The sequence below is a fragment of the Ancylobacter sonchi genome, assembly GCF_018390695.1.
In the GTDB taxonomy this organism is placed as follows: Bacteria; Pseudomonadota; Alphaproteobacteria; order Rhizobiales; family Xanthobacteraceae; genus Ancylobacter; species Ancylobacter sonchi.
This window is the reverse complement of the sequence record NZ_JAHBGF010000011.1, coordinates 1-24,568: the sequence shown is the minus strand read 5'-3', so window position 1 is coordinate 24,568 and position 24,568 is coordinate 1. Positions and strand designations below refer to the sequence as shown.

The window sequence follows — 24,568 nt, the reverse complement described above, 5'->3', positions numbered from 1 at the left end:
GGGCCGGGGCGAGGGCGGGTTTCGGATGCCGTTGGGATAGGTCGATGCCGGTCGGGCCGCTTCCTAAATAGTTGCTAAGCGGTGCGCCGGCCTCCTAAGACTATCCTAAGCTGCGCGATGGTAGTCCGGGGCGGGGGAGGGCGCATGATCGAGGCGGAGGTCGCGACCTTCATCGAGGGGGCGGTGATGACGATCCTCGCCTCGCGCGACGCCGCGATGGTCGCCGCCATCGGGCGCGGCGTCGGCACCCGCCGTCTCGATGCCGGCGCCTTCGAGACGCTGGTTTCCCGCGCGCAATGGCCGCTCCTGCTCGCCAATCTCGAAACCGCCGCGCCGCTCGCCATCACCTTCGTGCGGGCGGAGGATTATCGCTGCTACCAGATCAAGGCCGAGGTGGAGGCGCTCGCTGAGGCCGGCGAGGAGGATCGCGCGCGGGCGCTTTCTTACATCGCCGCCATGTCGGCGCGGCTCGGCGCGCTCGGCGTGCCGCCGCGTCCCATCTCGGCCTGGCTGACCGAGCGCGATCTCGTGCGGGTCGCCTACCGCCCGCTGTCGCTCTATACGCAGACCCCGGGGCCGCAGGCGGGCTCGCGTCTCACCGGCGCGTCCTCGGCTGGAGACGCGGCATGACACCGGGGAGCGGTGACTGGCGGCTGTCGGATCTGCGCGCCTGCTTCGACGGCGTCATCCCTTCCATCGTCGCCACCGTCGACGAGGCGGGCGTGCCGAACGTGTCCTATCTCTCGCAGGTCTATTTCGTCGACGAGGCGCATGTGGCGCTGTCGAACCAGTTCTTCTCCAAGACCGCTGCCAATGTGGCGCGGCGCCGGCGGGCGACGCTGATGGTGGTGGATGCCGGCAGCGGCGCCCAGTATGTCCTCGACATCGAGCCGGTGCGAGAGGAGTACGACGGCGAGCTCTTCGCGCGTATGTCGGCGCATCTCGACGCGCTGAGCACCCGCGACGGGTTCGGCGGGGTAATGAAGCTGCGCTCGGCGGACGTCTATCGCGTGCACGCCATCACCGCCGTTCCCTCGCCGGGGGCGATCGAGATGCCGCCCTCGGCCTCGCCGCGCCCGATCGCGCTGGAGCGGCTTGCCGCGTTGGCTGCCGAGCTCGCGGCGGAGCCGGATGCCGGCGCCATGCTCGACCGGGCGCTGGAGGGGCTGGAGCAGGCGCTCGGCATCGCCCATGCCATGCTGCTCGTGCCGGACGAGGCGGGTGAGCGGCTGGTGACGCTGGCGAGCCGGGGCTATCCGCAGGGCGGCGTCGGCTCGGAGGTGGCGCTGGGCGAGGGCACGATCGGCCTCGCCGGCGAGTCCCGCCGTCCGGTGCGCATCGCCGACATGAGCCGGGGCCGGCGCTATGTCGCCGCCGTGTCGGCCGGACAGGCGGAGGCCGAGCGCCATATCGTGCTGCCGGGGCTCCCCCTGCCGCAGAGCCAGCTGGCGGTGCCGCTGCTGCGGCAGGGCCGCCTGGTCGGCGTGCTGTTCGCCGAATCGACGGAGCGGGCCGCCTTCTCGCATGAGCACGAGGCGGCGCTGTCGCTGATCGCGCTGCCGCTCGCCGCCGGCCTCGGCCTGCGCGAGGAGCCGGACGCACTGAGGCGGCCATCGACCTCCGCGCCGATACCCACGGGAGGTGGCACGTTCCGCCTGCGCCATCACCGCTTCGACGACGCGGTGTTCCTCGACGATGCCTATCTCATCAAGGGCGTCGCCGGGCGGCTGCTCATGCTGCTGGTCGAGGGCTACCGGCGGGAGGGACGCACCGAATTCGCCAATCGCGACATACGACGCGCGCCGGAACTGAGGCTGCCGGACCTCAAGGACAATCTGGAGACCCGGCTCCTGCTGCTGCGCCGCCGGCTGGAGGAGAAACAGGCGCCGCTGCGCATCGTCCCCGCCGGGCGCGGCCTGCTCCGGCTGGAGGTCGCCGGCACGCCGCTCGTCGAGCAGGCCGGTTGATCGGGCGGGTTGTCACGGTGGCGTCCGGCAGTTCAACGCAGCTTGAACGGGGCGATCTTCAGCAGCGGGTCGATGTTGAACGCCTGGAAGGCCTTGTCCGGGCGCAGCCGGTCGAACTCCGCCTGTCCTGCCGCGAATGTGGGCTGGAACTCCATCTGGAAATCCATCGGGCTGGTGAGGTCGCGCCATTTGAACGGCAGGTCGATCTGGTAGCCGCCCCAGAAGCAGAACGGCACCCCATAGGCGAGCGCGATCACCGCGGCGTGCATCGCATTGGCCATGACGAAGCGCGCCGAGACGATGGCGTCGATGAACCGTTCGCAGGCCTCGACGGTATTGGGGATTTCGGGACGCAGGGTGACGGCGTCCGGGCAGCCGTCGAGATCCTCCGGCGTCGGGTCGCGATGGTGGATATGCGGCACCCACACCACCTTGCCGGTCGTCGCCGGGTGGGCATGGGGCCGGTAGAATTTCGGCAGGATCAGCGCGGAATCGCCGAGCGGCGTGCCCCTGGGCAGGCCCAGGGCCGTGCGGGTCAGGGTGCCGCGGGTGCCGAGAATGATCGCGCGGTTGGCGAGCACAGGATGGAGGCGCTGTTCCGCACGTCGGCCACACCCCCAGAATATCGCCTGGCCGCAGCCGTCGCCCTGCTCGTATCCATCGGCGAGGGCGCGCCGGATGCGCCGATCCTCGATGACGCTGCCGACGAGATACACCGATCCGAAACTGAAGCGGCTTCGCGCTTCGAAAATCCTGTCCATGTAAAGCAAGGTGAGGGAATCTCCGAAATTCCCCATCTCCTCGTCTTGCTTCCAGAAAGTCACGGACGGTGACACGGAGCGCCCCTAAATATTGCAAAAATCCTAAATAACGGGATCGAGAAACCACCGAAACGCGATCGGACGTAGCAAAAAAGATTGGCGATTATGATCTCGATTACAGCATGACGAGCGTCGCCACGTCCATCGATCGGATGTTTCGCAGCTAGGGAAAACGACAGCAACGACAGCGCGGCATAGTCCCGCCGCGCCGTCGTCCGTCCGTTGTCAATGCGTGGAGAGGGGCCGGCTGTCGGCTACGCCGGGCATCGGCCAGGCGGGCATCGCCGACAGGGCAAGGCCGCGCGCCGCTCGCGGCGGCAGCGATCGACCGGCAATGTCGGCACGCCGCTTGTCGGGCGTGCCGGGTCGCGCCACCCGGTCAGCGCGGCAGGACCGAGGCGCCCATCAGGAAAGTGTCGATCGAGCGAGCCGCCTGCCGGCCCTCGCGGATCGCCCACACCACCAGCGACTGGCCGCGGCGCATGTCGCCGGCGGCGAACAGCTTCGGCACCGAGGTGGCGTAGTCCTGATCGTCGGCGGCGACATTGCCGCGCTTGTCGCGCGACAAGCCGTCGAGCGCCAGCATGCCCTCATGCACCGGATGGATGAAGCCGAGCGCGATGAAGACGAGATCGGCCTTGATGTGGAATTCGGTGCCGGCGATCGGCTGGCGCTTGGCGTCGACGCGGGCGCACTTCACCGAGGTCACGTGGCCCTTCTTGCCTTCCATGCCGAGCGTGGCGGCGGCGAATTCGCGCTCGGCGCCTTCGGCCTGCGAGGAGGAGGTGCGGAACTTGGTCGGCCAGTACGGCCAGATCGCCAGCTTGTCTTCCTTCAGCGGCGGCACCGGGCGGATGTCGAGCTGGTGGACGGACAGCGCGCCCTGGCGGAAGGCGGTGCCGACGCAGTCGGACGCGGTGTCGCCGCCGCCGATGACCACGACATGCTTGCCCGAGGCGAGGATGGGCGCCTCGGCGGAGACGTCCTCGCGGCCGAGGCGACGGTTCTGCTGCACCAGATAGGGCATGGCGTAGTGCACGCCGGCGAGATCCTGGCCAGGTAGGGCGGGATCTCGCGGATGCTCGGAGCCGCCGCACATCAGCACGGCGTCGTGGCTCTCCAGCAGCGCGTCGAGCGGGCGGTTGACGCCGACATTCACGCCATAGTGGAAGGTGACGCCTTCGCCTTCCATCTGCGTGACGCGCCGGTCGATATAGTGCTTCTCCATCTTGAAGTCGGGGATGCCGTAGCGCAGCAGGCCGCCGGCCTTGGGCTCGCGCTCATAGACATGCACCTCGTGGCCGGCGCGGGCCAGCTGCTGCGCGGCGGCCATGCCGGCCGGACCGGAGCCGATGACGGCGACCTTCTTGCCGGTCTTGTGCGCGGCGGGCTCCGGGCGGATCCAGCCCATCTTCCACGCCTTGTCGGCGATGGCCTGCTCGACGGTCTTGATGGTGACCGGCACGTCCTCGAGGTTCAGCGTGCAGGCTTCCTCGCAGGGGGCGGGGCAGATGCGGCCGGTGAACTCGGGGAAATTGTTGGTCGAGTGGAGGTTGCGCGTCGCCTCCTCCCAGTTGCCGTTATAGACGAGGTCGTTCCAGTCCGGGATCTGGTTATGGATCGGGCAGCCGTTCGGCCCGTGGCAGAACGGAATGCCGCAATCCATGCAGCGCGAGGCCTGGTTGGCGACTTCCGAATCCGGCAGCGGCAGGGTGAATTCGCGGAAATGGCGAATGCGGTCGGACGCCGGCTGATACTTCGCCTCGCGCCGATCGATTTCGAGAAACCCGGTAACCTTACCCATCGCGCCCTCTCGTCGGAGCATCGCCACTCTGGAGGCGTTCCAGCTCCGCAGCCAGATACATCAATTGTGCCATTTGGAAAATGACGACGCGGCGCGGGGGCCGCGTCGCGAGCCGCGCCGGAGATCCATGCCGGACCTCCGGGCGACCCGCGCTCGCCTTGTTCGGGCGGGCGCGGGGCGACGGCCTATTCGGCCGCCTGCAGCCCGCGCGCTTTTTCCATTTCGCGCAGCGCCCGCTGATATTCGACCGGCATCACCTTCACGAACTTGCTGCGATAGTCCGCCCAGTTGTCGAGGATGGTCTGGGCGCGCTGCGAGCCGGTGTGGTGCAGGTGCTGGGCGATCAGCTGGTGCAGGCGTTCCTCGTCGCCATGGCCCATATCGGCCATGATGTCGATGCGGCCCTTGAACTCCAGGTCGCCGCCATGGTGGTGCAGGCGCTCGAGAAGGTCTTCCTCCTCCTCGACCGGCTCCAGGTCCACCATGGAGAGGTTGCAGCGCTTCTTGAAGCTGCCGTCCTCGTCCAGCACATAGGCGACGCCGCCGGACATGCCGGCCGCGAAGTTGCGCCCGGTCTGGCCGATCACCACCACCACGCCGCCGGTCATGTACTCGCAGCCATGGTCGCCGGTGCCCTCGACCACCGCGATGGCGCCGGAGTTGCGCACGGCGAAGCGTTCGCCGGCCACGCCGCGGAAATATACCTCGCCGGCGGTAGCGCCGTAGAGCACGGTGTTGCCGACGATGATCGAGTTCTCCGGCACGATGGCGGCGTTCTCCGGCGGGCGCACCACGATGCGGCCGCCCGACAGGCCCTTGCCGACATAGTCATTGGCTTCGCCGACCAGCGTCATCGACACGCCGCCGGCAAGGAAGGCGCCGAAGGCCTGGCCGGCGGTGCCGGTCAGATGGATATCGATGGTGCCGTCCGGCAGGCCGGCCTCGCCATAGCGCTTGGCCACCTCGCCCGACAGCATGGCGCCGGCCGAGCGGTTGATGCTCTTGATCTGCGTGTCGATGCGCACCGGCTCGCCATGCTCGATCGCCGGCATCGCCTTCTCGATCAGCGTGCGGTCGAGCACGTGATGGATCGGGTGGTTCTGCTTCTCGCTGTGGCGGATGGCGACGTCCGGGCCGACCTGCGGCTTGGCGAAGATGCGGCTGAAGTCCAGCCCCTTGGCCTTCCAGTGGTCGAGCGCCGGCTTCTGGTCGAGCCATTCGGAATGGCCGATCAGCTCGTTGAAGGTCTTCACCCCCAGCCCGGCCATGATCTCCCGCACTTCCTCGGCGACGAAGAAGAAGTAGTTGATCACGTGCTCCGGCGTGCCCTTGAAGCGCTTGCGCAGCACCGGGTCCTGGGTGGCGACGCCGACCGGGCAGGTGTTCAGGTGGCACTTGCGCATCATGATGCAGCCGGCCGCGATCAGCGGCGCGGTGGAGAAGGCGAAGTCGTCCGCCCCCAGCATGGCGCCGATCACCACGTCGCGCCCGGTGCGCAGGCCGCCGTCGACCTGCAGGGCGATGCGCCCGCGCAGATTGTTCAGCACCAGCGTCTGGTGCGCCTCGGCGAGGCCGATCTCCCAGGGGGAGCCGGCATGCTTCAGCGCGGTGAGCGGGGACGCGCCGGTGCCGCCCTCGAAGCCGGAGATGGTGATGTGGTCGGCGCGCGCCTTGGCGACGCCGGCGGCCACCGTGCCCACCCCGACTTCCGAGACCAGCTTCACCGACACGTCGGCCGCCGGGTTGACGTTCTTCACGTCGTAGATCAGCTGCGCCAGATCCTCGATCGAGTAGATGTCGTGGTGCGGCGGCGGCGAGATCAGGCCGACGCCCGGCGTCGAGTGGCGCACCTTGGCGATCACCGCGTCGACCTTGTGGCCGGGCAATTGTCCGCCTTCGCCGGGCTTGGCACCCTGCGCCATCTTCAGCTGGATCATGTCGGCGTTGACGAGGTAGTCCGCGGTCACGCCGAAGCGGCCGGACGCCACCTGCTTGATCGCCGAGCGCATGCTGTCGCCGTTCGGCAGCGGCTTGAAGCGCGAGGCCTCCTCGCCGCCTTCGCCGGTGTTCGACTTGCCGCCGATGCGGTTCATCGCGATGGCGAGCGTGGTGTGCGCCTCGCGCGAGATCGAGCCGAACGACATGGCACCGGTGACGAAGCGCTTGACGATCTCCGACGCCGGCTCGACCTCGTCGAGCGGCACCGGCGTATAGCCGACCTCAGCCGCCTCCTTGATGCGGAACAGCGAGCGGATGTTCAGCGTCTTGTCGCCGGTCTCGTTCACCAGCTTGGCGAAGGCGCGGTACTTGTCCTGCGCGTTGCCGCGCACCGCGTGCTGCAGCACCGCGACGGTCTCGGGATCCCAGGCGTGCTCCTCGCCGCGCAGGCGGTAGGCGTATTCGCCGCCGACATCGAGCGCGTTGCGGAAGATCGGCGCGTCGCCGAAGGCGTCGCGATGGCGCATCGCCGTCTCCTCGGCGATCTCGGCGAGGCCGACGCCGCCGATGGTCGAGGCGGTGCCGGTGAAGTACTTCTCCACCAGCGCGGTGTTGAGCCCGACCGCGTCGAAGATCTGCGCGCCGCAATAGGACTGGTAGGTGGAGATGCCCATCTTGGACATCACCTTCAGCAGCCCCTTGTCGATCGACTTGATGAAGCGCTTGACGATCTCGTACTCGTCGACCTCCTCGGGGATGTCGACGCGCATGTCGATCATCGTCTCGAAGGCGAGATACGGGTTGATCGCCTCGGCGCCGTAGCCGGCGAGGCAGGCGAAATGATGCACCTCGCGCGCTTCGCCCGTCTCCACCACGAGGCCGGCGGCGGTGCGCAGGCCCTTGCGGATCAGGTGATGGTGCACGGCTGCCGTCGCCAGCAGCGAGGGTATGGGGATGCGGTCCGGCCCGACGAGACGGTCGGACAGGATGATGATGTTGTAGCCGCCATGCACCGCCGCCTCAGCGCGCTCGCACAGCCGCTCCACCGCGTCCTCCATCCCCGCCGCGCCCTTGTCGGACGGGTAGGTGATGTCGAGCGTGCGGGTGTCGAACCGCTCCTCCATGAAGCCGATGGAGCGGATCTTCTCCAGGTCGGCATTGGTGAGAATCGGCTGGCGCACCTCGAGCCGCTTGCGGCGCGAATTGCCTTCGAGGTCGAAGATGTTCGGCCGCGGCCCGATGAACGACACGAGGCTCATGACGAGCTCCTCGCGGATCGGGTCGATCGGCGGGTTGGTAACCTGCGCGAAGTTCTGCTTGAAATAGGTGAACAGCGACTTCGACTTCTTCGACAGCGGCGAGATCGGCGTATCGGTGCCCATCGAGCCGACCGCTTCCTGCCCGGTGGTCGCCATCGGCGCCATCAGGAGCTTGAGGTCTTCCTGCGAATAGCCGAAGGCCTGCTGGCGGTCGAGCAGCGACACGTCGGTGCGGACCTCGCGCGCCTCGACGGCGCGGAGCTCTTCCAGCACCAGCTGGGTGCGCTTCAGCCACTCCTTGTAGGGGTGCTTGCGCGCCATCTCGGTCTTCACCTCGTCGTCGGGGACGAGGCGGCCCTCTTCGAGGTCGATGAGCAGCATCTTGCCCGGCTGGAGCCGCCACTTGGTGACGATCTCCTCTTCCGGGAAGGTCAGCACGCCCATTTCCGAGGCACAGACGATCTTGTCGTCCTTGGTCACCATGTAGCGCGCCGGCCGCAGGCCGTTGCGGTCCAGCGTGGCAACGATCTGTCGGCCGTCGGTGGCGACGATGGCGGCCGGGCCGTCCCACGGCTCCATCAGGGCGGCGTGGTATTCGTAGAAGGCGCGGCGCTCCTCGTCCATCAGCGGATTGCCGGCCCAGGCTTCGGGCACGAGCATCATCGCCGCGTGCGGCAGCTCGTAGCCGCCCTGCACGAGGAATTCGAGCGCATTGTCGAAGCAGGCGGTGTCCGACTGCCCCTCATAGGAGATCGGCCACAGCTTGGAGATGTCGTTGCCGAACAGCTCGCTGTCGACGGAAGCCTGGCGGGCCGCCATCCAGTTCACGTTGCCGCGCAGCGTGTTGATCTCGCCGTTATGGGCGACCATGCGGTAGGGATGCGCCAGCGACCACGCCGGGAAGGTGTTGGTCGAGAAACGCTGGTGGACCAGGGCCACCGCGCTCTCGAAATCCTCGTCGTGGAAGTCGGAGTAATAGGTGCCGAGCTGGTCGGCGTTGAACATGCCCTTGTAGACGATGGTGCGGCAGGACAGCGACACGACGTAATAGCCCGCCGTGCGCGGGTCCTTGGCGTCATAGATGGCGTTGGACACCACCTTGCGCAGGATGAACAGCCGGCGCTCGAAATCGTCCTCGCTGGCGGTCGCCTCGCCGCGGCCGATGAACACCTGCACATGGCCGGGCTCGGTCGGCAGCACGGTGTGGCCGAGATGCGAGTTGTCGGTCGGCACGTCGCGCCAGCCGAGCACGACCTGGCCTTCCTCGACGACGACGCGCTCGAAGGTCTCGCGGACGATCTCACGGCCTTCCGCATCGCGCGGCAGGAAGACGTGGCCGACGGCGTAGTGGCCGGGCTGGGGCAGGGCGAAGCCGAGCTTGGCGGCTTCCTTGGCGAAGAACCGGTGCGGGATCTGCACCAGCATGCCGGCGCCGTCGCCGGCGCGCGGGTCCGCGCCCACGGCACCACGATGCTCGAGGTTCAGCAGGATCTGCAGCCCGTCCTTGACGATCTGGTGCGACTTGCGGCCCTTGATGTCGGCGATGAAGCCGACGCCGCACGAATCCTTCTCGTTGCGCGGGTCGTAGAGGCCCTGCGCCGCCGGGAGGCCCGGATCGATCACGGTTCGCCCGACGGACGGATTTTTGACGATGGCACGGTCCGTCGTGGCCGGACGGACCGAACCCTCAACGAAACTCGACACGGCCATCTTGCCAAACTCCTCGCTCATCGGAGCCTCCCGTTTGCTCGCCTCGCCGGTGTGTATGCCGAGACATCCCGGCCCCGCGGGCTCACCGCCCGCAAGCATGCACACCAGCATCAGATTACGCTAGCATCGACTGTGCCATAGCGAGGATGTCTCCCTCGTGCAGAGCGTCAGCCTATCTGCCTAATAGGACAGTATGGTTGTCCTATCAATGCCGAAGATGCCAGAAACCGCGCGCGCGGACAAGCGGCAGATAACACTTTAGGCGCGGCATTTTTATCTCTTGTTGCGGAATAGGCCCGTAACGCGCAATCAATGCCAATCGGAGGGCGGGGTGGACGCAAGCCAATTGCCGGGCCTCGTATACCAGGATGCCGTAGCGGCGCCGGGGATTGCGCGGTGGCGGCAGCTCTCGACGCCAGCTCCCGGCGGAGGTCTCAGCGGCGCCGCATTCCCCGGCTTTCATGGTTCACGGTTGGTAAAGCGCTGATCTTCAGCAGAATCTGTCTGGAACTGGCTTCGATGTCCAAGCTGTCCGCCCTGAAATCCGTCCGATGCGCCGTCGCCCTGCCGGTGCTTGCCGCCGTGTTCGCGGCGGGCGCCGCGCTGCCGGCGCAGGCGCAGGTCTATTACCGGCCCTACGCGCCGCCGCCCGGCTATGTGCCGGCGCCCCGCTATGCGCCGCCGCCGCCGCGTTATCCGGCGCCGGGCACGGTCTACCGCCCGGCGATCGTGCCGCCCTATGCCCCGCCGGTGATGCCGCGCGCCGACATGCGGCCGATGCTCGGCTCCATGGGCCTCAGCAACATCTCGCGCCCGCGCACCGACGGACAATATTATGTGAGTGAGGCGACCGACGCGATGGGGCGCCGCGTGCAGGTGCGGGTGAACGCCTATACCGGCACCATCGTGTCGATGCGACCCATCGGCCCTGCGGTGCCGCCGGCTGTCGGCCGCGCGCCCTTGCCGGTCACCAATGTCCTGCCGCCGCGCAAGCCGCCGCTGCCGGCTTCGCCGATCGCGCCGCTCTCCACCGGCCTGCCGGAGGCCGGGGCCTCGACGCCGGGCGGCGAGTTGCGCGCCGTCGATCCGGTGCCGTCGGCGATCCCGCAGGCCACGTCTCCTGCCACGTCTCCTGCCGCGCGGCCCGCCGGCGGCGGCGCCTCGGCGGCGCCCGCGAACCCGTCCGTCGCGGCGGTGCCGCCTGCGGCTACATCGCCCGTCGAGGCGCCGGCGGCGGTGAAACCGGGCGAAACGGCGGTGCGGGTCATTCCCGGCGTGGCGACCCCGCCTAATGCGACCCCTGCCACGGCCGCGCCGGCGGCGAATGCCCCGGCCGCCGCGACGCCGACGGCGAATGCGCCCGCCGCATCGCCCGAGGCCGCACCGAAGGCGCCCAACGCATTGGAGGCGCGCGCCGGCGTGTCCACTGGCGCCGGCGCCGGAGCGGCGGAAGTGCCGGCCGGCACCGCCTCGGTGCTGGTGCGCGAAGCCAACGAGCCGCCGCGCCCGACGCCCAAGCCCCCGATCCAGTAGGTCGCCGGTCCAGTAGGCCGGCGCCGCGAGGATCGCCAAAAACAAAAGGCGCCCCGGTGTGTCGCGCCAGGATTTCAAAATAAAAGGCGCCCCGGTTGGCCGGGGCGGGCGACTCTCAAAACAAAAGGCGCCCCGGTTGGCCGGGGCGCCTGGCGGTATGCCTGACGTGGAGGCGGTCCGCCGCTGAAGCGGCGGACGGGCCGGTTACGCGGCGACCTTGGCGTCGATCACCTTGGGGGCGGCCTGCGCGGCCGTGCCGGAGGTGATGGCGATCGAGCGGGGCTTCAGCTTCTCGGGGACCTCGCGCACGAGGTCGACATGGAGCAGGCCGTTGGCCAGCGAGGCACCACGTACCTCGACATGATCGGCGAGCTGGAAGCGGCGCTCGAAGGCGCGCGCGGCGATGCCCTGATAGAGCACCTCGCCGGACTTGCCGGTCTCGTCGGACTTGCGCTCGCCACGGATGGAGAGCGTGCCCTCCTTCACGTCGATGCTGAGATCCTGGTCGGTGAAGCCGGCGACCGCGACGGTGATGCGATAGGCATTCTCGCCGGTGCGCTCGATATTATAGGGCGGGTAGGTGCCGGCATCGACACCGCCGACCTGATCGAGCAGCGAGAACAGCCGGTCGAAGCCGACGGTCGAACGATAAAGCGGAGAAAGATCGAACGTACGCATGGCATATCCTCCTGTGAAGCGACATGCAGGGATGGCGGACCCTCTCGCTTGAGCCGGGTCCGGCTTGCGTGCCGCCGTCATGGCCGGCACAGTCTGGAGATGGGGCAGGCCCAGCGTTTCGCAAGGGCGGTTGCACGAAAACCGCCGTCGCGAAGATGAACGGCGGATGAACGGATGGCTCGGCGGTAATTCAGTTCGACTTTCTTATCTTCCGGAGCGGATAGGCGCGCGGCGGTGGCCGGCGGTCAGGATCGGGAGGCCAGGCGGTGATGGCGATGCTGCGCATGCTGTTGGCGATCCTGCTGGCGTTGCCGGCGGGGCTGACGCTCGACGCGCGGGCCGAGGCCGTCGCCCAGACCATCGCGCAGGCCATCGGGCCGTCCGGCGGCCCGTGGTCGGCGCCCTATGGGCGCGGCGGACCGCCGCCCGGTCCCTACGCGCCCTATGAAACGCCGCCGGCCGGCGGCGGGCTCGACGGCGAGGCGGCGGCGCGGATGCTGCGTGCGCGCGGCTTCTCGGACGTCTCGGTGCTGCGCCAGCGCGGCCCCACTATCTTGCTGGAGGCCAACGGGCCGCGCGGCGAGCGGGTGCGGGTAGTGGTCGATGCGGCCTCCGGCGCGATCAGCGGCATGAAGGTGATCGGCTTCGGCGACCAGCGTTACTGACTGGAAGACGCTGCGGAAGGCAATCACGAAACTGTCACGAAGACCTGCCGAAAGCCTTTGCCGGCTTGTGATTCGGCATGGTTTTCGCTACTCACCTCTGCTGCTTCCTGCGAAGGTTTCTCCACCCCGAAATGCAACTCTTCAGCACCCTCGACAATCCCGTGCCGGAAGGCGCCGAAAGCGGCATGCTGCGCACCGCCGACGGCGTGTCGCTGCGCTATGCCTATTGGCCGCGCCCGGCGGCGCGTACGCGCGGCACGGTGTGCGTGTTTCCGGGGCGCACCGAGAAGATCGAGAAGTATTTCGAGACCGCCGAGGATCTGCGCGGGCGCGGCTTCGCGGTGGCGGTGCTGGACTGGCGCGGCCAGGGCGGCTCGCAGCGGCTGCTGCGCAATCCGATGAAGGGGCATGTCGGCCATTTCGCGGATTATCAGCGCGACCTCGAAGCCTTCATGCGCGAGATCGTGCTGCCGCAGTGCCCGGCGCCCTATTACGCGCTTGCCCATTCGATGGGCGCGGCGATCCTGCTGGAATCCACCCTGCGCGAGACGCGCTGGTTCGAGCGCATGGTGCTGTCGACGCCGATGCTCGACCTCGCCATGGTGCGCCATGACCGGGTTGCGCGCCGCACCGCCCGCGTGCTCAACGCTGCCGGCCTGTCGCGCGTCTATGTCCCGCATAACGGGCGGCTGCGCGCCGGCGAACTGGTGTTCGAGGGCAACCGGCTGACCTCGGATTCGGTGCGCTTCGCGCGCAACCACGCGATCTGCGCCGAGCATCCGGTGCTCCGGGTCGGCCCGCCGACCATCGGCTGGGTGAAGTCGGCCTTCGAGCAGATGGACCGGCTCACCGATCCCGCCACCGCGCGCCTCATCCGCCAGCCGCTTTTGATGGTGGGGGCGGGGGCCGACAAGGTGGTGTCGACGCCGGCGATCGAGCGGCTGGGCAGCCGCCTCATCGCCGGCACGCATATCGTGCTGCCTGGCGCGCGGCACGAGCTGCTGCAGGAGCGCGACGAGTTCCGCCAGCCCTTCCTCGCCGCGTTCGACGCCTTCATCCCGGGCAGCGCCGCCGCGGCGGCCTGAGACGGATCCGGTACGCCGGATCCCGGTGCACTGGATGTCGGCGCGGGAAATTCCTGCGCGCGGGCCTCAGCCTTCCGCCAGCACCTTCAGCGCCTGCTCGTGCACGCGCCGGTCGCCGGCGGCGACGATCCGCCCGCCGCCCGTGGCCGGGTTGCCTTCCCAATCGGTGATGATGCCGCCGGCGCCCTCGACGATGGGGATCAGCGCCGCGATGTCGTAGTCCTGCAACTCGGTCTCGATGACGAGGTCGACATGGCCGGCGGCGATCATGCAATAGGCATAGCAGTCGCCGCCATAGCGCGGCAGCCGCACCTGGCGTTCCACCTCGCCGTAGCGGGCGCGGTCGGCGTCCTTCATCAACCGGGGGCTGGTGGTCATCAAAAGCGCCTCGCCGAGGCTGGCGCAGGGGCGCACCGAGAGGCTGCGGGCGCCGGCCGGGCCGCGATAGCGGGCGGTCATGCCGTCGCCGAAGAAGCGCTCGCCGACGAAGGGCTGGTGCATCATGCCATAGACCGGCGCGCCGTGGCGGGCGAGGCCGATCAGCGTGCCCCAGGCCGGCAGGCCGGCGATGAAGGATTTGGTGCCGTCGATCGGGTCGAGGATCCAGATATACTCGGCATCGAGATTCTCGTTGCCATATTCCTCGCCGCGCACGCCGTGCTGCGGGAAGGTCTGGCGGATGAGGTTGCGCATCGCCTGCTCGGCGGCGCGGTCGGCGGCGGTCACCGGATCGAAGGCAGCGCCGGGCTTCTTGTCCTCGACGCCGAGGGCGGTGCGGAAGAACGGCAGGATGACCTGGCCGGACACCGAGGCCAGCTCGTGCACGAAGCCTTCGAAATCCACGGCGCTCATGCGACCCACTCCGTTCTGCCGCCGCCGATGCCGCTCGGCGCTGCGTCTTCCATATCGACCGCGGTGGCGGCCGGCAATCGTCCCGGCGGGACCGGCGGGCGGGTCGCGGGGCCGGACGGAAGGTAACGATGTGTGCCGCACATGGCAGCCGGCTCCGCCATACGGTTTGAGCTCTGCGGTCAGTGCATGGCTGCCATTCCGGCAAGTCCAACAATTAGGCATGCCCGGCGATTGCCAGCGGAGGGTGAACCTGCCATATTATTGCAGTGCGGCGAGGCAATTGGCGTTGCCTCTCCGTCGCCCTCCTTGGGCGTTTCCTCCCTAGACTTGGGCCGCTCCGGCAACGTGAGCGGCCCCTTTCTTTTGTCCAGGGCTTTGATTCAGAACGATTTTCTGAAACCTTCTCCCTATATGGGTGTTTTTCCGCCTCCGCTGCCGTCAGGGTGTCCGCAAGGGCGACCTCAGCCCGGCACCCTGCCGTTTCCTCTCCGATGACCGCTCGACAGGCAGGCGCGCTCCGGGCGCGTTTTGCGTCACTTGCGCGTGAGATGCGATGGTCGGCTTTCGTTTCTTTCGTTTCCCCCTTGCGTCAGGCGCCGGTCTCCGGCATATTATTGCAATGCGGCGGCGTGATTGGCGTTGCGCTGCCGTCGCCCTCCTTGGGCGTTTCCTCCCTAGACTTGGGCCGCTCCTTTGGGATGCGGCCCTTTCTTTTTTCTGCGCCCGCGTGTGGCCAAGGTTCCGAGCCGGACTCGTCGGCTCCCGCCGCCGGCCGCTGCCGGTGTATACTTCCCGCCGCGTTTCCCGCCCATTCTGCCGTTCAGCCTCGCACGGCACCGTTTGACGTGGTGCCGGCCATGCGTGCAGCGAGGGGCGCGGAGCGCGCGAACGGGTGCCCACCGCGAAGCGCAGGACGCCTGCATGGGTGGATCCGCGTTGTCCCGCCGGATGGATGGATCGAATTGCTCGTCGCGGTTGGCGGCCGTCCCGCACCCGTCCGATCTGCCTGCCTTCCTCTCCACCTTGCTGCCACTTGCTGCGCGCGTCGCCGCCCACCTCATTTTTCCGGATGTGTCATCGACGGCCGCGATAGTGGTTTGGAACGAAGGACCGCGAGGGGAGGGCGTGTTGCGAAGCCTCCATCGCCGGGCTTTCGCGGCCTGTCACCGCGTGGGGGACTGGCGCTCATGCGTCCCGCCGGATTGCCGGTCGCCGGATCGCCCTGCTCGTCGAGGCCGGCGCCCGTCCCGCATCGACCCCGCTGCGCGCCGGCGCAGGTGCATAAGGCGGTTTGGAACGGATGATTGTGGAGGAGGGGCGGGCAAGCCGTCATCGCTCCGGAAGAGGGGCGGTCTTGTCGGCGAGCAAGCGCTGCCGCTAACGCTTTCCTCCGGATCGCCGGAGCGCCGGCTCACCGGACGGCGCTGCACATTGCGGCCCGCAACCGCTTCCCAGCCGCTCATGCGTAGCCGTCCCGTGCTCATCCTCGATAACGCGTGGAGGCGGATCGGTGAGGATGGTCGCGAGGGTAGGGAGGGGCACGGCCTAATCCCCATCGTCTCGTCGATCCGGCAACGGGGAGGGCGGCCGAACCGAATCCACGGCGATGGTCCCTGCTTTGACAGCCGACGCCACCTCGCATCCTCACATCTGCATCGCTATCGCCATCATCATGGCTCGCGGTTGAAAGGGCTGGTGAGGCGGTTGGTGCGGGCGGCAAGGCGGAGGGGCAGGACGATCGGCGGCGCGCTGATGGCTCTGCCCGTCCAGGGCGACTGGAAGCACGACCATGTCGAAGAAGCGCGGCGCTCTTGAATCTGTCGTGGCAGTCTCCGCTTCGGCCTCCGGCCCCGCCCGCATCCTCGTGCTTCCTCGCCATCCGTGTCAGGGGCGCCTCCCTCATAGCGCTCCTTCAAGATGGGATGGAGGCGGGCCGGCTCAATGGCGCGGGGCGGGACGACAGGAAGGCAGAAAGGCAGGAAGGCAGGACGACACCGACCCTTCATGCTTGGCCTTCTGCGATCTTCGTCGCCGGCAGGGGACTGCGCTGCATTTCCTGCCGGACCGTCGGACGGATCGCTCGTCATGGCCGGACGATGTCTCACGGCCGTCCTTCTTTCGCGGCCCCACATCGCCCGTTGCGCCGGGATCATCGTTCCTCAGTCCTCGCGCTCATTATTGAAGCCGGGCGGAAGCGCGGGTACGGGCGGCGAAACGGAACGGCGGGCGAGCGGCGACGTGCTCATCGCTTCGATCGTCCGAGGCGAGAGCCGGCATGCCCGAGCCGAATCTCCGGCGCCGCTTCCGGCTCAAGCAGCTGGTGTCGGGCTGTTCCAGTGGTTGTCCGTGCCCTGACGACCCCACCGCGACCTGCGACGAATCCGCTTATGCGAGGCGTGCGATCCGCCATCGGCCGGAAGGGATGCCTACGCGGATTCGGCGGCAGTCGCCCCCGACGGTCCCGTTCGGCTGGGTCGGGCCGTCCGACCTTTTCCTGTCGGCACGCGACAACGGAAGGTCGGTGCAGGCTCCCCGCAGGACCCCACCAAGAAGGGTAGGAATGCTCGCCCGACATCGGCGAGCCGCCTGCCGGGCATGCGCAAAACCAAGCCCCTGCAATGGTTTATCCGGCGCTGCGCTTCGGCGGCTGCGCCCGTCCGACCGGTATCGAGGGCGGCTGCCGCCGCGCGTCAAAATAAAAGGCCGGAACGGTTTGTCGCCGTTCCGGCCGTCATCCCGAGACGCGAGACGTCGATCACGCTCCGAAGGCCATCACACCCCCGGCTCGCATCGCTGTCGCGACAAATCGGCCACACCTGTCATTTGTTTGTATCTGGTATGCCAGAAAATGGGACGTGCCGCCTTGATTATTCCGCAATGCACCGCCATCTTCTGTCTCGCACGCAGCGATTGGCGTCGCTCCGTGCAGCCCTCCTTGGGCGTTTCCTCCCTAGACTTGGGCCGCTCTCGTTCGCGTGAGCGGCCTCTTTCTTTTGTACCTCCGGTTCCCGGTCGGGGCGTGGCGGCTTTGCACCGTCCTGCGTTTCCCGTCGAGACCTTCGGCATGATGTCTTGCGACACCCGGAAGAAGGGCTTGCCCGTTTCTGTGTCGCGTTCCCCGGGCCACGGCGTCGCCGTCGTGGTGTCGAAATCCCGCAGCGGGATGGGGAAGCGCTCCGTCAGAACCGAGCGTGCAGAATTCGTATATCTCTCATTCCCAAAATGCAAGGCTGTTCTGCGGCATTTTGCGTCGGTCGATAAAAATCCGTCATCTATTGCGCAAGTGACTGGAAACGCTCGATTATTCCGCAGCGGCCCGCGCGGGGGCCAGTTCCAGATGCGGGATGTCGGCCAGTGCCCGGGCGACGGCGACGAGGTCGCGCTGCACATTTTCGAAGCGTTCGCTGCGCTGATAGGTGCGTTCGTCCATGTAGAGCGCGCGGTTGATCTCGATCTGCACCGCGTGCATGCCGGAGACCGGGTTGCCGTAATGCTCGGTGATGAAGCCGCCGGCATAGGGCTTGTTGCGCACCACTGAATAGCCGAGCCGCCGCAGGACGGTTTCGATGCGCTCGGGGATCGCCCCGGCGCAGCTGGTGCCGTAGCGGTCGCCGATTACCATGTCGACGCGGGAGCGCTCGTCGCGGCCGCCGCCCGAGGGCATGGAGTGGCAGTCGACCAGCACAGCGATGCCGAAGCCGCGCTGCATCTGCACCATCAGCCGGCGCAGGGTGCGGTGATAGGGCTTGTAGAACGCCTCGATGCGGGTCATCGCGTCGTCGACGGGGATGCGGCGGCTGTAGATTTCCTGCTGCTCGCCCACCACGCGGGCGATGGTGCCGAGCCCGCCGGACACCCGCATGGAGCGCGTATTGGCATAGGGCGGCAGCCGGCCGTCGAACATGCGCGGGTCCAGTTCGTAGGGCTCGCGGTTCACGTCGAGATAGCAGCGCGGAAAATGCGCCCGCATGAAGCCCATGCCGAGCCCGGTGACCGGGCGAATCAGCTCGTCGACCAGCGAGTCTTCGGAGCGGCGCAGCGTCGGCATGTCGAGCCGCACCTGCTCGAGGAAAGCGCGCGGATAGATGATGCCGCTATGGGGCGAATTGAACAGCAGCGGCGCGGTGAAGGGGTCGGGCTCCACGACCTCGAAGGCCGGATCTATCGTCTCCGATATGATCGCCATCTGCCCGTCCGTCGGCTCCTCTGGGGCGCCGTCCGCGGCGCGCATGTCACGCATCTGTCTAACACGCGCGGGAGGACTGTGAAACGGTCGGCAATGTTTCGGAAAGCACGTATCGTTCACAGCGTCGTGGATTCACGATGTGCTAACAGCCGGCGCGCTACCCGATTAGGCGAAACATGCGGGGAGTTTTCCGGTGTGGCGGCGCAGCCTCCGGCTGGTCATCACGCTCCCGAATCCGAGGTGACGTCGATGCTGAAGATCCTGTTGGCCGAAGACGACAACGACATGCGCCGCTTTCTGGTGAAGGCGCTGCAGAATGCCGGTTATTCGGTGGTGTCGTTCGACAATGGCCGCTCGGCCTATGACCGGCTGCGCGAGGAGCCGTTCGAACTCCTTCTGACCGACATCGTGATGCCGGAGATGGACGGCATCGAACTCGCCCGCAAGGCGACCGAGCTCGATCCGGACATCAAGGTGATGTTCATCACCGGCTTCGCGGCGGTGGCGCTGAATGCCGACAACCAGGCGCCGAAGGATGCCAAGATCCTCTCGAAGCCGTTCCACCTGCGCGATCTCGTCAACGAGGTCGGCAAGATGCTGGCGGCGTGAGGCCGGCATTCTAACCACCGGTCTGGGGGCGTCATCCCCAGTCTGGTTGGTGTGCCGGATGCACGGCGCTTGCGCCGGGCGCGGCTTGTGGTTATAGGGGTGCCCGCCGGGCCGCCCCGGCATCCCGGACGGAATGGGCGCGTAGCTCAGCGGGAGAGCACCTCGTTGACATCGAGGGGGTCACAGGTTCAATCCCTGTCGCGCCCACCATTCCGGTCCAAAAATCCCGCTTCCAGGTTTTGATGCCGTCGAAATCCGCTGCGCTTCGCGGTCGGCGGCTTGGGCGCGTTCGGATGTCGGTGTGGCCGGGCCGTCCTTCGCGGCTGGGGTTATGCCGGGCAGCGGCGCAAGGCGATCCAAGTAGAAACGCCAAGCAGGGCGTCACAAGTAAAATACCCGCAAAATGGTTCTGATTCGTGCGCTCGGAGCGCATCGCAGCCTGCGACCTTGCGGCGAAGGGCTGTCGCGGGTGTGACGCGCCGAGGCCTCCAGCCGGCGCGGCAAGGAATTCCGCAACGGCCGTCACGGAATTCGTTCGCGACGATGAAACAAAATCGTCGCTCCCGCATTGAATGTGCAATCCAATACTCAACGGGAGGTAATGATGATCTCGAAGAAGCTTGGCATTGCTGCTCTCGCTGCCATGATCGCCCTGCCGGTCGCCGCTACTGCGCCGGTGCATGCCACCACCACCGCCACCGGCCCGCTGCCGACCATCGGCAGCTACGAGCAGAAGGAGGTGCGCGAGCGTGAGCGCGTGCGCCGCCAGCAGGTGCGGCAGAATCGGAACAATGGCCTGTTCGAGCCGATCTTCGCCCCGCTCTACAAGGGCTCCAACTCGCCGGGCCAGCAGCTGAAGCGCACCTTCAACTGACGCGCGATCAAGCGCTCAGGTTGAAACATACAGGTCGAAACGCGCACGTGCTCCCCTGCGTGCGCGAGGGGGAGCGAGGGATCAGGTGCAGCCGGAACCGGCGGGCAGCTTCTCCTTCGCTCCCCAGTCGTTTGAGGGCAGGGCGGCGAAAGGCGGCTGGAAATTCTGCCGTATCACCGTCAGCCGCGCCGGCACCCGCGCATCGTCGCGGTCATAGTCGAGCACCCAGAAGAAGTTGAAGTTGGAATCCGGCCAGGTATCCGGCACCCCGCCCGGCAGCAGGGTCGGCCGTCCGTTGGGCGCGTCGACGATCTTCCAGGGCGGGATCTCCGCCAGCCGCAGCAATTGCCGCAGCGTCGCCTGCTCGCCGGGGAACTCGGCCTCCAGCGCGGCGCTGGCGATGTGGAAATGCTCCCACACCATCAGCACCGTCCGGCCGTGCCAGCGCGGATTGTCCATCAGGTCCGCCACCACGTCCCGGTTCACCTTGTTGAGCTTGGCGTTGAAGTGACGGTTGTTCTTGATCGGCACATAGGCGATCGCCGGTGCCAGCGGCCGCATGTTCCAGGCCTTCAGGATCGGCCGGGCGGTCTCCAGCGTGTGCAGCGTCATCACCAGGATCGCCGCCGGCGGGTCCCTGGCGATCAGGCTCATCGGGCTGGTCGGCGAGAGATATTGCGCCGCCAGCGCCTGCGCCCGTTCCTTGCCGACGCTGCACAGCGCGAGCGGGCCGGCCTTCTCGCCATGGCGCACGATGACGAGGCGCTTCGGCGCCGCCTCGGCGGCCGGCACCGCCGGCAGGATCAGCGCGGCCAGCGCGAGGAGGAGGGCGGTGGCACGGATCGCCATGGCGGAGCTCGCGAAAGAGAAGCGGTGTCCGCTCACCATGGGGCGGCCGACGGGTGCGATCAAGAGCCTGTGCGCGGTGCATTGATCCGCCGGTCTCCCGCACGATATCACTGTGCGCCTGAGGCGTTGCCTTCCGCCGATCCGACGGCGCGCCGACCCGCCTTTTCGCCTGTCCCGCAGACCCCTCTCCCGCCGGAGTCGTCATGTTCCCCCGTCAGAATCGTCTTCCCGCCCTGTCCCCCGCGTCGGAAGTGGGCGCCGCCGCGCTCGGCAAGCTGCCGCAATGGGACCTGTCGGATCTCTATCCGGGCATGGACTCCCCCGAGATCAAGGCCGATCTCGAACGCGCCCGCACCGAGTGCGCTGCCTTCGAGGAGGCCTATAAGGGGCGGCTGGAAGGCCTGCTCGACGGCGCCGACGCCGGTGGCGAGATGGCCAAGGCGCTGAAGCGCTACGAGGGCGTCGAGGAACTGCTGGGCCGGCTCTATTCCTATGCCGGCCTGGTCTATTCCGGCGACACCACCGATCCGGTGCGCGCCAAGTTCTATGGCGACGTGCAGGAGAAGCTCACCGAGGCTTCCACCCATCTGCTGTTCTTCACGCTGGAGATGAACCGGCTCGACGACGCCAAGATGGAAGCGGCGCTCGCCGATCCCGCCTTCGGCTATTACCGGCCGTGGATCGACGATGTGCGGGCCGACAAGCCCTACCAGCTCGAGGACCGCATCGAGCAGCTGTTCCACGAGAAGGGCGTCACCTCGCGCGGCTCCTGGAACCGGCTGTTCGACGAGACCATCGCTGGGCTGCGCTTTGAGGTGGACGGCAAGAGCCTGCCGCTGGAGCCGACGCTGAACTATCTCGCCGAGACCGACCAGAAGAAGCGCAAGGCCGGTGCCGATGCGCTCGCCAAGGTATTCAGCGAGAATCTGCGGCTGTTCACCCTGATCACCAACACGCTCGCCAAGGACAAGGATATTTCCGACCGCTGGCGGGGGTTCCAGGACATCGCCGACAGCCGCCATCTGGCGAACCGCGTCGAGCGCGAGGTGGTCGATGCGCTGGTGTCCTCGGTGCACGAGGCCTATCCGCGCCTGTCGCACCGCTACTACAAGCTGAAGGCCAAGTGGTTCGGCAAGGAGAAGCTGGAATACTGGGACCGCAACGCGCCGCTGCCCAAGGTCGAGACCAAGGCCATCGCCTGGACCGAGGCGCGCGACACCGTGCTCGGCGCCTATTCCGACTTCTCGCCGCGCATGGCCGACATCGCCCGCGACTTCTTCGACAAGAGCTGGATCGACGCCGGCGTGCGGCCGGGCAAGGCGACCGGCGCCTTCGCGCACCCGACCGTGCCCTCGGTGCATCCCTATGTGCTGCTCAACTATATGGGCAAGCCGCGCGACGTGATGACGCTCGCCCATGAGCTCGGCCATGGCGTGCACCAGGTGCTGGCCGGCCCGAACGGCGCGCTGATGGCGCCGACCCCGCTGACGCTGGCCGAGACCGCCTCGGTGTTCGGCGAGATGCTGACCTTCCGCAAGCTGCTCGACGCGGCGCCGGACAAGGCGGCTCGCAAGGCGATGCTGTCCTCCAAGGTGGAGGACATGATCAACACGGTGGTGCGCCAGATCGCCTTCTACACCTTCGAGCGGCGCATCCACACCGAGCGCAAGTCGGGCGAGCTCACCGCCGAGCGCATCTGCGAGATCTGGATGGACGTGCAGGCCACCAGCCTCGGCGAGGGCATCCATCTCGGCCCCGGCTACGAGAACTACTGGGTCTATATCGGCCACTTCATCCACTCGCCCTTCTACGTCTACGCCTATGCCTTCGGCGATTGCCTGGTGAACTCGCTCTACGCGGTCTACGAGAACGCCGCCGAGGGCTTTGCCGAGCGCTATCTCGCCATGCTGGCGGCGGGCGGCACCAAGCATCACTCGGAACTGCTGAAGCCGTTCGGCCTCGATGCGCGCGACCCGGCCTTCTGGCAGACCGGCCTCAACCTCATCGACCGCATGATCGGCGAGCTGGAGGCGATGGAGGGCTGAGGCCCGTCCGGCGCGGGCGCCCCGGCGCCCGCCGTCCCCGGCTTCAGGGGGCGGTGCCTGTCTCCGGGCGGAGCCTGCCTCGATTTTGGACTTGCCCTATGGGCGGCGGCGGGCGGACAACTTTCGGCAGTCACTGCCGGGAATCCACGCATGTCCGCCGCCGCCCCCTTCGTGCATACCCCGTTCGACGGCACCCGCAAGCCGTTCTCCATCGCGCTCGCCCCGCTCGATCTCGCCGAATGGATCGAGCCCGAGCCGCGCCTCGCCGAGACGCTGGCCGAGCGCGCCCAGCTGCTTGCCGAGAAGCGCGACGTGGTGCTGCGCGAGGAGGAGGGCAGCCGTGCCGCCCAGCGCGAGGCGCTGGAGCTGCTGGTCGTCCATCTGCTCGAACGCTTCCCGGACAGCTACCGGCTCGATGGCCGCCGCCTCACGGTGCTCCCGGCCGGCGTCACCGTCGATCTCGACGACGACAGCGAGCCGCCCTTCGCCATTGCCGGCCGCATCGTCTCCGACGACCTGCTGCTGCTGACCCCGGGCCCGGCCGGCTACCGGCTGGTGGCGGCGGTGCTGTGCTTTCCGTCCGCCTGGTCGCTGGCGGAGAAGTTCGGCCAGTCGCTGGACGGGCTGCATGCCGCCGTGCCCGGCTATGCCGACAAGATGGCGCGGGTGATGAACCGCATCTTCGACAACCTCAAGGTCGAGCAGCCGGTCTGGCGGGTGAACTGGTCGATCTATCCCGATGCCGAGCTGCACCATCCCGAATCCAAGGAGCGCCCGCGCGACTGGTTCGACGACCCCGCCCATCTCGATGCCTCCGCCTTCGTGCGTGTCGAGCGCCAGACGCTGCGGCGGCTGCCGGAGAGCGGCGATCTCCTGTTCACCGTGCGCGTGCATGTCGATCCGTTCGAGGCGTTCCGCCGCCATCCGGACGGGCGCGAGCTCGCCGCTTCCCTGCGCGGCCACATCCTCGGCCTCGATCCGGCGCAGCTCGCCTATAAGGGGCTGACCGAGCACCGCGACGCCATCGCCGCCGCGCTCGCCGCCATTGCCGGGGCGCCGGCCGAGCCGCTGCCGGCCTGAGGCCGGCGGTTCGGCCCACCCGCCGCTATTCTCCCGCGCGACGCCTTGACGCGCCCGCGACCATCGGTCTCCCCGGCGTTGCCGCAAGGGACGAGTTCCGCTAAAGCGGACGATGGCTGACATTATCCATTAGGAGGGGGTCGCATGGCTGACCACGGAGCGCCGGAATACGCTACCGCCACGGGCAATGACTATGCCGAGCATGAGGGCACTTACGGCTTCTTCGTGAAGCTGACCCTCGTCGGCACGCTCTCGCTCTGCAGCCTCATGGTCGCGCTGGCGATCGGCGGCGTGAACGGGCACTGGGCGATCTTCACCGTGGCGACGCTGGCCATTATCGCGGCCACCGCCATCGGCCTCGCCTCGGAGAAGGGCAAGCCGGGCCTCATCGGCGGCCTGCTGGCGCTGCTGGTCCTGCTGCTGATCGTGACCTCGTGAGTGCCGCCATGCGTATTGCTGTCTTCAAGGAAAACCTGTCCGTCGAGCCCCGTGTATCGGGATCTGTTGACACGGTTAAGCGCCTGACGGGTCTTGGCGGGGAGGTCGTCGTGGCTTCCGGGGCCGGGCTGGCGTCGGGTGTGTCGGACGCGGAGTACGAGGCGGCGGGGGCCTC

Annotated in this window: 18 protein-coding genes, 1 tRNA gene and 1 pseudogene; 13 read left to right on the top strand and 7 right to left on the bottom strand. The window is 67.8% G+C overall.

Features of this window, described 5'->3' with window-relative positions; all coding sequences use genetic code 11:
• Window positions 1-144: 144 nt before the first annotated feature.
• Window positions 145-630 carry a hypothetical protein gene (locus tag KHC28_RS03560; protein ID WP_214006961.1) on the top strand — a complete coding sequence of 162 codons (486 nt, stop codon included), beginning with the start codon at window positions 145-147 and terminating at the stop codon, window positions 628-630.
• On the top strand, window positions 627-1,967 hold the full coding sequence (locus KHC28_RS03555) for a GAF domain-containing protein (RefSeq protein ID WP_214006960.1): 1,341 nt from the start codon (window positions 627-629) through the stop codon (window positions 1,965-1,967). Before KHC28_RS03560 ends, KHC28_RS03555 begins: the two co-directional genes overlap by 4 nt.
• A 32-nt stretch (window positions 1,968-1,999) precedes the next feature.
• Here the strand turns inward: KHC28_RS03555 and KHC28_RS03550 are convergent, their stop codons facing one another.
• On the bottom strand, window positions 2,000-2,548 hold the full coding sequence (locus KHC28_RS03550) for a glycosyltransferase family protein (RefSeq protein ID WP_214006959.1): 549 nt from the start codon (window positions 2,546-2,548) through the stop codon (window positions 2,000-2,002).
• Between the two features lie 3 nt (window positions 2,549-2,551).
• On the opposite strand from KHC28_RS03550, the gene KHC28_RS03545 reads away from it, so the two are divergent.
• Window positions 2,552-2,800, top strand: coding sequence for a hypothetical protein (locus KHC28_RS03545; RefSeq protein WP_214006958.1), 249 nt, complete (start codon window positions 2,552-2,554; stop codon window positions 2,798-2,800).
• Window positions 2,801-3,167: 367 nt separating this feature from the next.
• On the opposite strand, the gene KHC28_RS03540 is transcribed toward KHC28_RS03545, so the two are convergent.
• On the bottom strand, window positions 3,168-4,592 hold the full coding sequence (locus KHC28_RS03540; RefSeq protein WP_214006957.1) for a glutamate synthase subunit beta: 1,425 nt from the start codon (window positions 4,590-4,592) through the stop codon (window positions 3,168-3,170).
• 185 nt (window positions 4,593-4,777) lie between these two features.
• Window positions 4,778-9,520 (bottom strand): glutamate synthase large subunit, encoded by a 4,743-nt coding sequence (gene gltB, locus KHC28_RS03535; protein WP_214006956.1) that lies wholly within the window; start codon window positions 9,518-9,520, stop codon window positions 4,778-4,780.
• A gap of 498 nt (window positions 9,521-10,018) precedes the next feature.
• Between gltB and KHC28_RS03530 the strand changes: the two genes are divergently transcribed.
• A complete protein-coding gene (locus KHC28_RS03530; protein WP_214006955.1) occupies window positions 10,019-11,032 on the top strand; it encodes a hypothetical protein in 1,014 nt (337 codons plus the stop codon).
• A 204-nt stretch (window positions 11,033-11,236) separates the two neighbouring features.
• On the opposite strand, the gene KHC28_RS03525 is transcribed toward KHC28_RS03530, so the two are convergent.
• On the bottom strand, window positions 11,237-11,710 hold the full coding sequence (locus KHC28_RS03525; protein ID WP_214006954.1) for an Hsp20 family protein: 474 nt from the start codon (window positions 11,708-11,710) through the stop codon (window positions 11,237-11,239).
• Between the two features lie 269 nt (window positions 11,711-11,979).
• Here KHC28_RS03525 and KHC28_RS03520 point away from each other — a divergent pair, with 269 nt between their 5' ends.
• Together KHC28_RS03520 and KHC28_RS03515 are read left to right on the top strand one after the other, a co-directional pair.
• Complete coding sequence (locus KHC28_RS03520) at window positions 11,980-12,375, top strand: hypothetical protein (RefSeq protein ID WP_246564258.1); 396 nt, start codon at window positions 11,980-11,982, stop codon at window positions 12,373-12,375.
• A gap of 131 nt (window positions 12,376-12,506) precedes the next feature.
• Entirely contained in the window at window positions 12,507-13,460 is a 954-nt protein-coding gene (locus KHC28_RS03515; RefSeq protein ID WP_214006953.1) for an alpha/beta fold hydrolase, read from the top strand.
• Between the two features lie 66 nt (window positions 13,461-13,526).
• On the opposite strand, the gene hisN is transcribed toward KHC28_RS03515, so the two are convergent.
• Window positions 13,527-14,312: a histidinol-phosphatase gene (gene hisN / locus KHC28_RS03510; RefSeq protein WP_214006952.1), complete on the bottom strand. Its 786-nt coding sequence runs from the start codon at window positions 14,310-14,312 to the stop codon at window positions 13,527-13,529.
• Between the two features lie 3,301 nt (window positions 14,313-17,613).
• Window positions 17,614-18,498 carry an N-formylglutamate amidohydrolase gene (locus KHC28_RS03505; protein WP_214006951.1) on the bottom strand — a complete coding sequence of 295 codons (885 nt, stop codon included), beginning with the start codon at window positions 18,496-18,498 and terminating at the stop codon, window positions 17,614-17,616.
• Between the two features lie 249 nt (window positions 18,499-18,747).
• Here KHC28_RS03505 and cpdR point away from each other — a divergent pair, with 249 nt between their 5' ends.
• The 3 genes from cpdR (at window position 18,748) to KHC28_RS03490 (ending at window position 19,981) form a co-directional block, all read left to right on the top strand.
• On the top strand, window positions 18,748-19,107 hold the full coding sequence (cpdR, locus tag KHC28_RS03500) for a cell cycle two-component system response regulator CpdR (protein WP_214006950.1): 360 nt from the start codon (window positions 18,748-18,750) through the stop codon (window positions 19,105-19,107).
• A gap of 135 nt (window positions 19,108-19,242) precedes the next feature.
• Window positions 19,243-19,317, top strand: a tRNA-Val gene (locus tag KHC28_RS03495).
• Window positions 19,318-19,711: 394 nt separating this feature from the next.
• Window positions 19,712-19,981, top strand: coding sequence for a hypothetical protein (locus KHC28_RS03490; RefSeq protein ID WP_214006949.1), 270 nt, complete (start codon window positions 19,712-19,714; stop codon window positions 19,979-19,981).
• Between the two features lie 81 nt (window positions 19,982-20,062).
• Here the strand turns inward: KHC28_RS03490 and KHC28_RS03485 are convergent, their stop codons facing one another.
• Complete coding sequence (locus KHC28_RS03485; protein WP_214006948.1) at window positions 20,063-20,830, bottom strand: histidine phosphatase family protein; 768 nt, start codon at window positions 20,828-20,830, stop codon at window positions 20,063-20,065.
• Window positions 20,831-21,033: 203 nt separating this feature from the next.
• Between KHC28_RS03485 and KHC28_RS03480 the strand changes: the two genes are divergently transcribed.
• The 4 genes and pseudogenes from KHC28_RS03480 to KHC28_RS03465 all read left to right on the top strand — a co-directional run.
• Window positions 21,034-22,875 carry a M3 family oligoendopeptidase gene (locus KHC28_RS03480; RefSeq protein ID WP_214006947.1) on the top strand — a complete coding sequence of 614 codons (1,842 nt, stop codon included), beginning with the start codon at window positions 21,034-21,036 and terminating at the stop codon, window positions 22,873-22,875.
• Between the two features lie 150 nt (window positions 22,876-23,025).
• Entirely contained in the window at window positions 23,026-23,955 is a 930-nt protein-coding gene (locus KHC28_RS03475) for a heme-dependent oxidative N-demethylase family protein (RefSeq protein ID WP_214006946.1), read from the top strand.
• 144 nt (window positions 23,956-24,099) lie between these two features.
• Window positions 24,100-24,393 carry an aa3-type cytochrome c oxidase subunit IV gene (locus KHC28_RS03470; RefSeq protein WP_214006945.1) on the top strand — a complete coding sequence of 98 codons (294 nt, stop codon included), beginning with the start codon at window positions 24,100-24,102 and terminating at the stop codon, window positions 24,391-24,393.
• A gap of 8 nt (window positions 24,394-24,401) precedes the next feature.
• Window positions 24,402-24,568 (top strand): annotated as a pseudogene (locus KHC28_RS03465) (NAD(P)(+) transhydrogenase (Re/Si-specific) subunit alpha); the annotation flags it as partial.